18 protein-coding genes are annotated in these 13,183 nt (G+C 53.3%); 5 read left to right on the plus strand and 13 right to left on the minus strand.

The genetic code is table 11. The features are described from left to right. Positions 1–5 precede the first annotated feature (5 nt). The 8 genes from CPH17_RS01365 to CPH17_RS01400 form a co-directional block, all read right to left on the minus strand. A complete protein-coding gene (locus tag CPH17_RS01365) occupies positions 6–317 on the minus strand; it encodes a type II toxin-antitoxin system RelE/ParE family toxin (RefSeq protein WP_096297972.1) in 312 nt (103 codons plus the stop codon). A gap of 2 nt (positions 318–319) precedes the next feature. Then, positions 320–556, minus strand: coding sequence for an addiction module protein (locus tag CPH17_RS01370; protein WP_096297974.1), 237 nt, complete (start codon positions 554–556; stop codon positions 320–322). 163 nt (positions 557–719) lie between these two features. Then, positions 720–1,664 (minus strand): GlxA family transcriptional regulator, encoded by a 945-nt coding sequence (locus CPH17_RS01375; protein ID WP_231898065.1) that lies wholly within the window; start codon positions 1,662–1,664, stop codon positions 720–722. Positions 1,665–1,707: 43 nt separating this feature from the next. Beyond that, the gene (locus tag CPH17_RS01380) at positions 1,708–2,274 is read right to left on the minus strand and encodes an isochorismatase family protein (protein ID WP_074396088.1); all 567 of its coding nucleotides are present in this window, start codon (positions 2,272–2,274) and stop codon (positions 1,708–1,710) included. Positions 2,275–2,433: 159 nt separating this feature from the next. Further along, entirely contained in the window at positions 2,434–3,177 is a 744-nt protein-coding gene (locus CPH17_RS01385; protein WP_074396089.1) for a class I SAM-dependent DNA methyltransferase, read from the minus strand. Positions 3,178–3,356: 179 nt separating this feature from the next. Beyond that, complete coding sequence (locus CPH17_RS20345) at positions 3,357–3,545, minus strand: YrhK family protein (protein ID WP_082934225.1); 189 nt, start codon at positions 3,543–3,545, stop codon at positions 3,357–3,359. Next, positions 3,545–3,997 (minus strand): carboxymuconolactone decarboxylase family protein, encoded by a 453-nt coding sequence (locus CPH17_RS01395; protein ID WP_074396090.1) that lies wholly within the window; start codon positions 3,995–3,997, stop codon positions 3,545–3,547. Before CPH17_RS01395 ends, CPH17_RS20345 begins: the two co-directional genes overlap by 1 nt. A gap of 51 nt (positions 3,998–4,048) precedes the next feature. After that, complete coding sequence (locus CPH17_RS01400; RefSeq protein ID WP_074396091.1) at positions 4,049–4,855, minus strand: helix-turn-helix domain-containing protein; 807 nt, start codon at positions 4,853–4,855, stop codon at positions 4,049–4,051. Between the two features lie 220 nt (positions 4,856–5,075). Here CPH17_RS01400 and CPH17_RS01405 point away from each other — a divergent pair, with 220 nt between their 5' ends. Further along, complete coding sequence (locus CPH17_RS01405) at positions 5,076–5,483, plus strand: DUF4019 domain-containing protein (RefSeq protein WP_074396092.1); 408 nt, start codon at positions 5,076–5,078, stop codon at positions 5,481–5,483. Between the two features lie 14 nt (positions 5,484–5,497). Here the strand turns inward: CPH17_RS01405 and CPH17_RS01410 are convergent, their stop codons facing one another. Next, complete coding sequence (locus tag CPH17_RS01410; protein ID WP_096297978.1) at positions 5,498–5,698, minus strand: hypothetical protein; 201 nt, start codon at positions 5,696–5,698, stop codon at positions 5,498–5,500. Between the two features lie 352 nt (positions 5,699–6,050). Between CPH17_RS01410 and CPH17_RS01420 the strand changes: the two genes are divergently transcribed. Continuing rightward, positions 6,051–7,424: an NfeD family protein gene (locus CPH17_RS01420; RefSeq protein WP_074398477.1), complete on the plus strand. Its 1,374-nt coding sequence runs from the start codon at positions 6,051–6,053 to the stop codon at positions 7,422–7,424. Between the two features lie 54 nt (positions 7,425–7,478). Next, positions 7,479–8,267, plus strand: a complete 789-nt coding sequence (locus CPH17_RS01425) for a slipin family protein (protein ID WP_074396095.1) — start codon at positions 7,479–7,481, stop codon at positions 8,265–8,267. A 26-nt stretch (positions 8,268–8,293) separates the two neighbouring features. Here CPH17_RS01425 and CPH17_RS01430 read toward each other — a convergent pair whose 3' ends face one another. After that, positions 8,294–8,899 carry a YqaA family protein gene (locus CPH17_RS01430; RefSeq protein ID WP_074396096.1) on the minus strand — a complete coding sequence of 202 codons (606 nt, stop codon included), beginning with the start codon at positions 8,897–8,899 and terminating at the stop codon, positions 8,294–8,296. A gap of 13 nt (positions 8,900–8,912) precedes the next feature. Continuing rightward, positions 8,913–9,728, minus strand: a complete 816-nt coding sequence (locus tag CPH17_RS01435) for a DUF1206 domain-containing protein (RefSeq protein ID WP_074396097.1) — start codon at positions 9,726–9,728, stop codon at positions 8,913–8,915. Between the two features lie 172 nt (positions 9,729–9,900). On the opposite strand from CPH17_RS01435, the gene CPH17_RS01440 reads away from it, so the two are divergent. Beyond that, a complete protein-coding gene (locus CPH17_RS01440; RefSeq protein WP_074396098.1) occupies positions 9,901–10,731 on the plus strand; it encodes an AraC family transcriptional regulator in 831 nt (276 codons plus the stop codon). 10 nt (positions 10,732–10,741) lie between these two features. Here the strand turns inward: CPH17_RS01440 and CPH17_RS01445 are convergent, their stop codons facing one another. Continuing rightward, positions 10,742–11,341, minus strand: coding sequence for a LysE family translocator (locus CPH17_RS01445; RefSeq protein ID WP_074396099.1), 600 nt, complete (start codon positions 11,339–11,341; stop codon positions 10,742–10,744). A gap of 150 nt (positions 11,342–11,491) precedes the next feature. On the opposite strand from CPH17_RS01445, the gene CPH17_RS01450 reads away from it, so the two are divergent. After that, positions 11,492–12,196: an aspartate/glutamate racemase family protein gene (locus tag CPH17_RS01450; protein WP_096297980.1), complete on the plus strand. Its 705-nt coding sequence runs from the start codon at positions 11,492–11,494 to the stop codon at positions 12,194–12,196. Between the two features lie 14 nt (positions 12,197–12,210). Here CPH17_RS01450 and CPH17_RS01455 read toward each other — a convergent pair whose 3' ends face one another. Then, complete coding sequence (locus tag CPH17_RS01455; RefSeq protein ID WP_074396101.1) at positions 12,211–13,131, minus strand: glutaminase; 921 nt, start codon at positions 13,129–13,131, stop codon at positions 12,211–12,213. Positions 13,132–13,183 lie beyond the last annotated feature (52 nt).

Genomic DNA, 13,183 nt, shown 5'->3' on the forward strand with positions numbered 1-13,183 from the left:
TAGCATTAAGGGCTGACCCGATTATGCCAGTAACCCGGCTTTCTCGAATGATGGGCGAAGGCAACAATAGTAATTGCTTGGTTATTAACAACAGTCACAAGGGAAAAAGGAAATTGTTGAAGGATCAAACGCTTTGCGCCAAGTTTGCTTGCTTGACCTAAAACAGGAACTATTGGTGGGTTGGGTGCGCTTAGCTTTTTGGTCGCTTGTTCAAAGGTATCAATAAGTTGTTCACCAAGCCCAGGCGATTCAAGTTCATACCAAGCTGTGGCTTCCATCAGTTCTTCAGCAGCCTCTGGGCTAACCTTCACCCTCAAAATTAGTTCCTTATCCGAGCTCGGGCACGTTCAAGAGCTTCGCTTACTTCTAACGACTTGGTTTTGCCAGATTCAAGATTATTGACTCTGCGACATATTTCCTCGTCCCAGGCTTCCGATACACTGATTTCAGCTATGCCGTCCAAGCTTGCGACCAAATCATGAGCGAGTTTGGCCCGTTCCCTCTCCGATAGGGTCATTGCTTCACTCGTGATAGTCTCAAGTTGCGCTGTATTCATTTATGTACCAAGCCTTGTGAAACGGCAATATCAAAATCATGCAGTAAATTACATCTGATGACAAGGCCATCAAGCTACAGTGAAATCAGCCGTCTGGGGTACATTTTCAACTAATGTTAAACGGCATAAAGAGATTCTGGAGTAACGCTGGATAAACCATTTCTCAAAGTAGCTGGGAGCGCCGCCACACGCTAGGCGGTGCTTTTTCCTGGCGAACCCAACTGCGCCTTAGCTGACGCTCATCACCGAATCCGGAGGCTTCGGCTATACGTGCTAGCGTCCAGGTCGTTTCGGTCATTAACGCTTTGGCTCGCTGGAGGCGCAATCCCATGATGTAGTCGCCTACCAGCATGCCGGTAAGACGTTTGAATTGGCGCCGGAAATGACGCTCGCTCATGGCGGCCTGAGCCGCCAGCGTTTCGATAGGCCACCTTTGAGAGGGCGCGGCGCAGATGGCATCTTGAACGCGATGCAGCCGTTCATCTACATGATTACGACCCTCAAGCCAGGCCCCCAACTGAGGCTCCTGACCACTACGGCGAAGATACAGCACCATTTCCCGTGCTATTGCCAGAGCCAGCGAGTGACCACAAGTCCGGGTAAGCCAGTACAGCATGGTATCGATCCCGGTTGAGATCCCAGCGCTGGTTAAATAGCGGCCATCTTCGATAAAAATACAATCGCTTTGCACCTTGGCCTTTGGAGCTTTGGTCTGTAACTGTTCGATTAGCGCGTGGTGGGTGGTACAGCGTCGTCCTTCTAATAGGCCCGCGTCTGCCAGCAATAATGTACCCGAGCAAACGGTCATCAGCGTACCCGCATAGCAGGCATTCATCTTGAGCCAAGCGACGCACTCTTGCTGCGCCAATGGCTCAAGGCTATTGCGATACTGCCCTGGAATCAGCAGTAGATGTTGAGGCGGTAGCTGCTCCGGTAACGGGTCAATGCCGCTAAGGGTTAGTGGCCCTAACCACTGCATGGCTGCTTTGGGGCCGATATAGCGCACCTGAACGTCTATCGAGAGCCGGTCTGCACACTGCAAAACCTGAAGCGGGCCAATCAGATCAAGCGGCACCTGGCCGGGCATCATCAGTACTGCAATCCGCAAGGTTGTGACTCTTTCCGATTGCAGCTGGCTATGTCGTTGCTCTTCACTCACACGTATTTTGCCATTCGTTGATCATGTCTTGTGTATTGATAATACGCGCAAAGCGGTCTTCCAGTACCAGTTCGGTGCGCGCCTTAATATCATCGGCTGACCAGGTGATACCGTGGCGCGTCATGGGAAAGGCTAGGGTAGCATCGCTGATAAAGTCGACGCTAAACCCTAAATCCGACGCCACTCGGGCGGTGGTTTCACAGCACTGCTCGGTACGAATACCGCTAATGGCCAGCCGTTCAATGCCGCGCTGCCGTAACCAGCCTTCAAGCGAGGTGTCGGTGAAGGCGTTATGAACCCGCTTATGAAAGCTCACCGCCGCTTCATCATCAAAATCGTCGAGCGGACGAATCAGGCCATTCTCAGGGTCAAAAGTTCCTTGGCTGCCAGGCTCTTCATGCAGAATACGGACAACGGGAATTTTGTTTGCCTGTGCGGCGTTCAGCACTGCACGCTGCTTGGGACGCCATGCCTGAGCCAGCGATTCTACCCAGTAATCGCGGGCGGGGAAGGAGGCTTGGACATCAATTAATAACAAGGCGGTTTTAGGCTGGGTCATGGCTAATCTCATCGTGTTGACGTGAGGCTATAGATTAGCGTTTATATATTTTGCTAACGATGCGTTGCTCGGTCACAAAGGGGACAATTTCGGCCATATGCAGACAATGTCTTCTACTAATAGCACGATAAAGGGGTGATTCTCAGGACCAAGTGAGGTCTATTTCTTCACACAGACAAAAATAGCGTTTCCGGAGGTAGTGTCCCAGGGAATGATTTTGTCGTAATTGTGTTCGAATATATGAACCTCGAAGTAGGGTTCTAAAAGCGTAACTAACTGCGCAAAGCTCACTGCCACCATGGTGTGTTCATCGTTCCAAACCTGCGTGGCGGCGGCGTTGGTTTTTTCAATGCTCAATCTCAATGACTGTTTTTCACCCTGGCCGCTGTAGTGCCAGCCGGAGCGGAAGGTAAACGTATCGTCTGCCCGCTTGGCGGTGTGCTTAACAAACAGGTCGTTATCGATCTGCTGCTTATCTACCCCGTTAAAGTAGAAAACGCCGCCCGTTGTTAAGGCGCGGTGGGCGCTGGCAATGCACGCTTTAAGCTTTTCAATACCGTCGTTGTAGTGGATCGAGTATAAAAAACAGGTGATTAAATCGAGCGGTTCGCTAACCTCGAATGCGCTCATGTCTTGCAGGGTGAACTGAGCTTCCGGGCATCGGCTGGCAGCCATGTCCAGCATTGGTTGATTGATATCCAGTCCGCGGCTGGCGTAGCCAAAATCCATGAAATGGCGCACGTGGGGGCCAGTGCCACAGGCGAGGTCAAGGTGGCGTGAGCCTTCATTACCGAAAAGCTGGTGCAGCCGCCGGATGGCGTTGCTTTGGGCGTGATAGTCGATGTCAGCGCACATCAAATCGTAGTAGCCGGAAAGGTCGGTATAGAGTGCATTGACGGACATGGTCGCCTGAACGGTGGGGAACTTGGGTGGCGCATAGTAAACGAGCGGGGTGGGTTTGAGAAGTAACCCGCTCTATTGGCTGGTGCGTCATGTTTAGAAAAAACGCATAGCGAATCGACGTTATGCGTTTTTTCAGTATTGCGCCCTACCTTGGGATGCCGCACCCTGTGTGTGCGAAGTTATTGTCTGTTTTTTATATTTATTAGATAAATAATAAACATGATCAACGACCCCGCTATAAAGCACCAGACGCCGAGTGTTGCGTAGACCGCAAACATTGGCAGGAACAGGAAACTACCGAAGAAAAAGCACAAGCTGGACAAGATGCCTAGCAGGTTAGGGAGCTGTTGGCGCAGCGTCATTACCATCAATTTATCTCCGGCGTGAACTGAAAACTTACCGATATCCGGTTCCAGCTGTTCATTTCCAGTATGACGCTGGTGAGTTCCATCATACCTTGCTCGCCAAATGCGGTTATTGCGTTTTGATAGTCGTCATCGCTGACCATTTCCTGGCTGATGAGTGTGAGGGCTTCTGCCCAGGCAAGCGCGGCACGCTCTTCTTCATTAAAGCAAGGTGCTTCTCGCCAGGCGGGTAATACGTCCAGGCGCGCCTGGCGTTCGCCATCGTCTCGGGCCTCTTGGCTGTGCATATGCTGGCAGTAACAACAGTGATTGATTTGTGAAACGCGTAAGTTAACCAGGTGAATTATCGTTTTATGAACGGCTGAATCTGACGCGACTTTGCCTAAGGCATGAAGATGCTTAGGTAGGCGAGGGCACAGACGGTAAACGGATTCAGGGGATAGGCGTTGCAGCATGAGAATGCTCCGGTTAATAAGTTGAGAAGCCAGCTTAAAACCGGAAAACCTTCACGCCTTGTAAATTTGCGACAATTTGCGCTTTCGATAAGCTGCTGGGGTTTCATAGGTGAATTTATGAAAGGCGTGAGAAAAATGCGCTTGGTCGAAGTAGCCGCACTGTAGGCCTATTTCCGCGAGGGGAAGGTGGGGATTGTTAACTAACAGCTGGCGGGCATTATACATTCGGGCATAACCCACTAAATGGCCGGGTGAAACGCCTACTTCTTTCTTTAATTTGCGTTCCAGCGTGCGCCGAGTAAATCCCAGGTTGGCCATTAGCTGCTTCGGGGGCAGTTGTAGCCTGCCAATTTCTTCAACCAGGTTTTGAGTACGGCTAGTGCTGGGTGATTGGCATTCCAACTGGCTAAGCAGCCAAGCCTCTAGTAAGGCAAGGCCCTTGGCTGCATTAACCTGGTAAAGACGCTCGACCAGCGGCATCAGGCTATCCAACCAGGGCGGTTTATCATCAATGCCCAATGAGTGATGGGTATCTGAAAACTGTTGTGGCTCCAAGCCCAGCAGAGCAAAGGCACCTGCCGCTTTGAATCGAATGCTTAAACAGGTTTCCGCTGGGTTAAACGTCTCAACCAGGGTGCTTTTATTAAAGCAAAACGTAATAATTGGCTGGGTGCTGGCAAGTTTGATTGTAAGGCTGGAGCCGGCGTCGGGATAGAGCTTTCCTGTTTGGAGTGGAACAACGCTGCCTTGCCCGGCCATAGACCAAAGGCATTGCACCCAAGGGCGAAGGCGTTCGTCGGGTAAGCGCTGCTGCAAATTCAAACAGGCGGCGTTGCTGGGCAGGATAAATAAAGCCATGGCTTCAACACGCTATCGTTGATGAAAAAAGCTTCATCGCATAGCCCTTATTAAACCTTAAAGCCATAAGCTGGGGAAGTGCAGCTACGTTCGCATGAGTAAATAGACCGAACTGATATTGGCAGATCTTACAAATTCCCTAAAGAAACCCCGCCCATTTCCGATAACTCTCTATAGGACGAATTTACACGATCGTTACCCAACGTCATGAGAGCCTGCCATGCCCAACATCTTGCGCTTTATCATTTCGGCGGCGCTGCTGTCTCTCAGCTCGCATGCCTTAGCCAATACCGACGCGGCGGAAGCTGCAGCGCTTGCCTGGTTAGAAGCGATCGATAACGGTAATTTCGAACAAGCCTGGGAAGCGGCGTCGCCGATATTAAAAGCGCCGCTGTCTCAAGGTATGCTGGCCCGCACCATTGAGCTTGTACGCCGGGATTTTGGCAAGGTGTCGTCTCGCCAGAGGATGCGTGCCAGCCGCGAAACGTCTATGCCCGGCGCGCCGAGTGGCGACTATATCGTGTTTACCTTTCAAACCGGCTTCGAGAATAACGAGCGTCGGGTTGAGACCGTTACCCCTCATCTTGAAGACGGTACCTGGCGGGTGAGCGGCTATTACGTGGAGTAGTCTTAATCTGCCAGCTACCAGCGCTGTGCTTTTTTGCACTGCCTGACGATATGCTGCCGCTGTTGCTGAAGGCTTGCCCAGCGATTGGCAGGTAAACCCGCGCGCTCAAGTGCAAGTTGAAGGTCGACGCTTTCAGCAAGTTCGCTGATGGCGTCGCACAGTCGCGTAATTTCTCGTTTTATAAACGGGTAGCTGAGTTTGCCCATGGCCGCCATGGCTTGCCCGTCGCGCGGCAAAAGCTGTTGAGCAAGGTTTATTTCCCGATAGGGATAAAAATGCCAAGTTGTCGACCAATTGAGATTATTTTCCCTATAAGGAAAATAATGGTATGGCAACTAGTGGTATGAACTTCATTCGTGCATCAAGGTTACTGCCCGGCGCGTCTTTCTTCGCCCTAATCATTACGAAACCCACTACAAATGCTACGTTGAAAGTGGAACCTAATGGCGATATCGGTTGTTCAAAAAATATACAAAGGGTCATTTTTGTAAACAGAAATGATGGCGCAATGGTTGCTTGAAAAAGCGGCTCGATAAGGGTTTCAAGGTGCTAGCGCGGGGTGCTGATATGCGAAGCCTTTCATACAAATCCCCTTGGCTGTGGCTATTGCTGGCAGGCGTGCTGATGCTGGCACTGTCGTTCACCTGGCAGGCCATGGCACAAACGTCATCGCGTAACGCCTTGGTTATGAAGGTTGAAGGTGCCATTGGCCCCACCACGAAAGATTATCTTGAGCGCGGCTTGCGCCAGGCCCGCGAGCAGGGCAGCGAAGTGGTCGTGGTTGAATTAGATACGCCTGGCGGCTTGGTTGATACGACCCGCGATATGATCCGTGAAATGCTCAATGCCGATATCCCGGTGGTAATGTATGTCTCCCCTAACGGTGCGCGGGCGGCAAGCGCGGGCACTTACCTGATGTACGGTAGCCACGTGGCGGCGATGTCGCCTTCTACGCATTTAGGCTCTGCCACGCCGGTGCAGATGGGTGGCTCTGGCTTTCCAGGCAGCGCTGATGAAGAAAACGAAGATGCCGATGGCCAGCGTGAAGGCGAGAGTGGCAGCGCAGGCAGCGCCATGGAACGCAAGGTTATGGAAGATGCGGTGAGCTTTATCCGCAGCCTGGCCGAGCGCCACGACCGCAACGCCGATTGGGCCGAAGCGGCGGTGCGCGAGGCGGTAAACCTCACCGCCAGTGAAGCGCTGGAGCAAAACGTTATCGACGTGGTGGCAAGCGATATCGATGACCTGCTGAGGCAAATTGACGGTATGAGCGTGGTCATGGAGCGCGGCGACCATACGCTTGAAACGGCTGACCTCGCCATTGAGCGCTTTGACCCGGATTGGCGCACCCAAATGCTCTCGCTGATTACCAATCCCACCATCGCTTACTTCTTGTTGATCATTGGCTTTTACGGGCTGATCTTCGAGCTTTCAAGTCCTGGAAGCCTATTCCCGGGCACTATCGGTGTTATTTCGTTGCTACTGGCGTTGTTTGCCTTTCAGATGCTACCGATCAATTATGCCGGCCTGGCTCTCGTCCTGGTGGGCTTGGCATTAATGGTGGGCGAGGCGCTAATGCCCAGCTTTGGTGTGCTGGGAGCGGGCGGTATTGCCGCCTTTGTACTGGGCTCGATCATGCTGATGGATGCCGAATATCTCCCCATTTCGCTAACGTTAATCGGTGGCGTGGCGCTGGTGTCCGGCGGGTTGATGTTGTGGACGCTGACGCGCTTTGCAACGCTGCGCAAACGTCCCGCACACACAGGGATGGAGCAGTTGATTGGCGCAAGTGCCATTGCCTTGGAAGACTTTGAGACTCACGGCCATGTGCGCCTGCACGGTGAGCGCTGGAATGCGGTGAGTAATGTACCGATCAAGCAAGGCGATGAGGTGAAAGTGGAGCGCCTTAAGGGCTTGACGGTCTTCGTGTCGCCCCCGTAGCGCCTGCCTGCCGCGGGTTGTATATCACAGACCAATTGCTAGATGAGGTGCTCTATGTTGCTTTCATATTTAGTCCCTGTCGTGCTGGTGGTGTTGCTGGTCGCTGCCTCCATTCGCATTTTGCCGGAATACAAACGCGGCGTGGTGTTCTTCCTGGGCCGTTTCCAGACGGTGAAGGGGCCTGGTCTGGTCATCGTGATCCCCGCCATTCAAAAGATGCAGGTGGTCGATCTGCGGGTGATCACCATGGATGTGCCCGAGCAGGATGTGATCTCTCAGGATAACGTCACGGTGAAGGTCAACGCCGTGCTTTACTTCCGCGTGATTGACCCGGAAAAAGCAATTATTCAGGTCGAGAATTACACCCAGGCGACCAGCCAACTGGCGCAGACCACGCTGCGTTCGGTGCTAGGCAAGCACGACCTGGATGAAATGCTCTCCGAGCGCGATAAGCTCAACGACGATATCCAGGAAATTATCGATACCCAAACCGATGCCTGGGGCATCAAGGTGGCGAATGTCGAGATCAAACACGTGGATCTGGATGAGAGCATGATTCGGGCGATTGCCCGCCAGGCCGAGGCAGAGCGCGAGCGGCGTGCCAAGGTGATTCACGCCGAAGGCGAACTACAGGCTTCCAAGAAGCTGGTTGAGGCAGCCAACGTGATGCAAGAAAACTCCGCCGCGTTGCAGCTACGCTACCTGCAAACCATGAGCGATATGAGCAACAAGAACGCCTCGACGATCTTCTTCCCGCTGCCCATGGACATCATGGAGGCCTTCAAGGATATGAAGGCTAAGCACATGCCGCCCACATCGGGCACAAAACAAGACGACGCGTAAAGGCTCTTTGCGGGTGGAGTAGGGGATTATGACATCACCAAGCCCGCCAGTGCTTGCATGCCTAATGCCACCGCAAGCACTGCCAAACCGGCCACTAAGCTGGTGATAAAGGCATGGCGCTTCCATAGGTGGATGACGCGGCTACCAAAGCGGTAGACCAGCCAAGCCAGCCCGAAGTAGCGAATGCCGCGCGCGATCAGGGCCGCGAGGGCAAACAGAAGAATAGGGTAGCCGGATAGCCCTGCGGTAATCATCGCAACCTGAAAGGGAATAGGCAAAATCCCCAGGGTGAGAATAGCCACAAACCCATATTGGTCAAAAAAGTCTTGGAACGAGGCGTAAGTGTTCTGCATGCCCATGGTCTCGATAAACCAGCTACCTATCGATTGAAACAGCACCATGCCAACGCCATAGCCAATCAGCGATGCCGTAAGGCACCCGACGGTGGCCGCCGTAGCGATTGCCCAAAGGCGTGATTTATTGATTGCCATCAGCGGGATTAATACCAGCTCAATGGGGATGGGCAGAATGATGGTTTCCAGAAAGGAAAGTATTCCCAGCAGCCAGAGCATATGCCGGGAATGGTTTAAGCGAACCACCCATTGCTTAACGCGTGTTGATGCAAAAGCCATACTGGACGCTCTATTAGGAAGGGTCGACGCGGCGATAAATAGCCGCCAGTAAGCTATAGCAACCAAACGCCAGTAGGCCAATCGCAACAAACCCAAACAGCCATTGCCCGTAGGCTTGGTCCCGTAATGTGCCTAACGCCTCTGCCGTTCCGCCTGCTTCGTTGGGGTCAAATCGATAGGCGGCGATGATAAAGAAGCTACCCACGATCACAAATACGAGCCCACGGACCACCAGGCCGAAACGACATATCGGATAGGCCCATTTTTGGGTTCGCGAGGGCATGGCGAAGTGCTTGTCAAACTTGGCTTTGTAGCCTTTAAACGCGTGGGCGATGCCCGCGCCGATGATGGCGATGCCTACGGCAGCCACCAACCAGCGGCCAAAGGGTTGTTGCATAAGCCAACTGGCAACGCCTTCCGACCCACCGTTGGAGCCTCCTGAAGAACCCGAGGATAGAAAGCGGAAGATGAGGCTGGCGGCAAAAAATGCCAATAATATATGGGTCACGGCACTGACCAATAAGCCTGAGCGAATCACCACGCCTTTGACGCTGGTGCCGTGCTGGTCAGGGTCTTTGAAGGCTTGTATGCAGCGCCACATGGCGTACCCGAGCAGGCCGACGGCGATAATGCCCAACATCACCTTGCCGAACGGGGCGCTCAGCACCGTTTCCAGTGCGCCGCGGCTACCTTCCGCCTGGCCACCCTGACCAAAAGCGGCGAGCGCCGCTAGGCCGCCAACAAGAACGTAAACTAACCCGCGGGAAGCGTAGCCCATGCGGGCAAAGGCGCTAATAGCGTCGTGGTGGTCGGGCGAGCTGCTTGCCATGGTGTCCTCCTGACAAATAAGGCGGTTGCCAATCATCCATAAGCAACTTAAACGAGCGGCGACTATACTGAGTCTGCGTCGTGCTATTGTCTAGCGTAGATTAAGCACGACATGCTGACTAATTAAACGGGTTAAGCCTCTGTATTTTCTTTTATCACTGTTTGAGTAGTGCATGAATCCACCGTCTTCTCCTCTTTTCTGGCGCGATAAGCGCATGCCCCATGTGGAACTGCGTAAAATTTGCGACGCACGGCAAGTCTGCTATGCGCCTCACAGCCATGTGCATTGGTCGCTTGGCGCCGTTACCACTGGCAGAAGCACCTTTAGCTACCAAGGTACGACGTATCAGATTAGCGCAGGTGACTTGGTGATGATGAATCCCCATTGGGTACATGCCTGTAACCCCATTGAGAATCAGCCGTGGGCATACCTGATGCTCTACGTTGATACCGCATGGTTGAGTGAGCTGCGATATCAGATGGGTTTGCTTGAAGCACCTTGCTGGCAGGATATTGCCACCGCTGTGATTACTCAGCCCGAGCTTTTTGCACAATATTGCGATATGGCGTCATGTCTGCTGGACGAGCGTCGTGCTATTGAGGATAAGCAAGTGGTACTAACCGGGTACCTGTCTAGAATTATGCAGATCCTTGCCCAAGAATCTCCCGCGGCATGGCCAACATCTTCCGACACGCTAGAGCAGGTTGCCGTCTATTTACGTAATAATTGTACCGCAGACATTTCGCTTGAAAGTTTATGTCAGCAGTCTGGTTATAGTGCAGGCTACCTGATTCGCGCATTTAAACATCAATACGGGCTAACGCCCCGTGCCTATTTGATCAATCAACGCATCCAGTTAGGGCAACAAGCCCTCAAGCACGGTCAACCTATCGTTGAGGTAGCCCTTAATGCGGGCTTTAATGATCAACCCCACTTTCAACGAACGTTCAAGAAACTAGTGGCGGCCACGCCAAATCAGTATCGCTTTCCGCTGCTCGAATAATATAAGTAACTCAAAATAATAGAAATATTGCGCTGGCGGCCAGGCAAAGAGCCAGCGTGCGGTTAATCGTTAGCAGGATGAACGGGCGGTGAATATAGCGTTTGAGAAAGGCGCCTGCGTATACCCAACTGGCAAGCGATAGCCAACAAATAGGCAGGTAAAGGCCAGCGAATAGCCAAAGCTGGTAGGGTTCGTTGCCGCTGGTATAAGCACCAATGCCAGCGGCAGACGCCAGCCATGCTTTGGGATTAAGCCACTGCATCATGGCGCCTGCCATAAACCCGGGTGCTTTATCGGTGCCTTGCTCATGCAAGCGCCCATCGTGCTGCAAAAGTTGATAGCTGAGGTAAAGCAAAAACAGGACGCCCGCCAAGCGTAAGGTCTCATCCAGCATGGGTACCATATCCAGCAGCGAGTAAAGCCCTGCGCCAATGCCTAAAAAAAGCGCAACAAACCCCAGCGTGGCACCGGTTACAAATATAAGGCCCTGACTAATGGGGTGGTTCGTGCCGCTACTCAAGCAAACGATGTTGACCGGCCCAGGCGAAATCGACGCAGCAAGGGCAAATGCGGACATGGGTAAAAGCAAGGGCAGTTGTAAAGCGTTCATTGTGGTCCTCCTTGGTAGTGCAAGAAGTTTGCAGTGGTATGTGGCTAGTAGATTGAACAAAATTGATCTGCGAATAGATTTTTAGCTAATGTTAAGTATCTTTAATGCTGGCAATGGCGCTTTGAATTTATCGCAAGGAGGCAAAGGGTTATGAAAACTATCGGCTTGCTCGGAGGGATGAGCTGGGAGTCCACGCAGACCTATTATCGTTTGCTCAATCAAGGGGTTGCGGAGAAACTGGGGGGCTTTCACTCGGCGAAGCTAGTGCTCTATAGCGTGGATTTTGCCGAGATAGAAACGCTTCAACGCGAAGGCGACTGGGAGGCCATGGCGAGCATTCTGGCCAATGCCGCCTGCTCGCTGGCGGCAGCGGGCGCTGATTTTCTGGTGATCGGCACGAATACCATGCATAAGGTGGCCGCTGAGGTGGAGGCAGCGTCAGGTTTGCCGCTTTTGCATATTGCCGAGGCAACCGCCGATATTCTGGCCCAGCAGGGATTGGACCGCGTTGGCCTGTTAGGCACCCAGTTCACCATGGAGCAGCCCTTCTACCGGCAGCGACTGGAAGCGCGGGGGATAGAGGTTATCGTGCCTGAGACCGAACAGCGTGAGGCGATTCATCGCGTGATTTATCAGGAGCTCTGCCGGGGAACGATCAACCCCACCTCGAAAGCAGCTTATCTGGACGTAGTGGCGACGCTTGCAGCGCGTGGCGCGCAAGGCGTGATTTTAGGCTGCACCGAGATTGGCTTGTTGATTAACCAGAGCGATACGCCGGTCGCGCTTTTTGACACCACCGAGATCCACGCCCAGCGTGCGGTGGCCTGGGCGCTGGCTGATGAGGTGGCGTCTTAAGCCTCGCTGTTAGTTTAGTGGCCAAACACCGACCAGCCGGTTCGCTGCACAAACATTTCGAGCGCTTGGGTGCCTAGCAAACTGTTGCCGTAGGCATCCAGCCCCGGTGACCATACGGCAATAGAGCCCTGGCCTGGCGCGATGGCCAGTATGCCGCCGCCCACACCGCTTTTACCGGGCAAGCCTACGCGAAAGGCGAATTCACCAGAGGCGTCGTAGTGGCCACACATCATCATCAGCGAGTTGATCCGGCGAGCGCGCTGAGGCGCGACCACTCGGATACCGCTGGGCTTGTTGATGCCATCCGAAGCCAAAAATAATCCCGCATGGGCGAGCTGCTCACAACTCATGGCGATGGCGCACTGGTGAAAGTAGGTGCCCAGCACCTTATCGACATCATGACGTAAATGCCCAAAGGCTTTCATGAAATGCGCTAACGAGGCGTTTCGGTCGCGGTGTGCCATTTCCGACGCCGCGACGGCGTGGTCAAAGTAGATGCTTTCATCGTCGGCGATATAGCGTACAAAGTTAAGGATCTCAGCCAGTGTTTCTTTGGGCTCATGCCCCATCATGATCGCATCGACCACCGCAATGGCCCCGGCATTGATAAACGGATTTCGCGGTTTGCCGCTTTCATGCTCTAGCTGAACGATCGAGTTGAAAGGGTCACCCGAGGGCTCGCGACCCACTTTTGACCACAGTGAGTCACCCGCTTGCCCCAGCGCAATGGTTAACGTAAATACCTTGGAAATGCTCTGGATGGAGAAGGGCGTGGTGGCACAGCCCGCCGAATACACCTTGCCATCCACGGTGGCGAGCGAAATGGCAAACTGCTGCGGGTCAACGTGACCCAGTTCGGGGATATAGTCGGCTACTGTGCCACGCTCCTCTGCTTTCGCCATGGTGGCTGCAATGTCGTCGATTAAGGCTTGCATGGGGGGATCGTTACCGTCAGTTGAGGCGGAGCCACACCCTAGCCGAAAATAT

Source organism: Halomonas sp. hl-4, from assembly GCF_900215475.1.
Classification (GTDB): Bacteria; Pseudomonadota; Gammaproteobacteria; order Pseudomonadales; family Halomonadaceae; genus Vreelandella.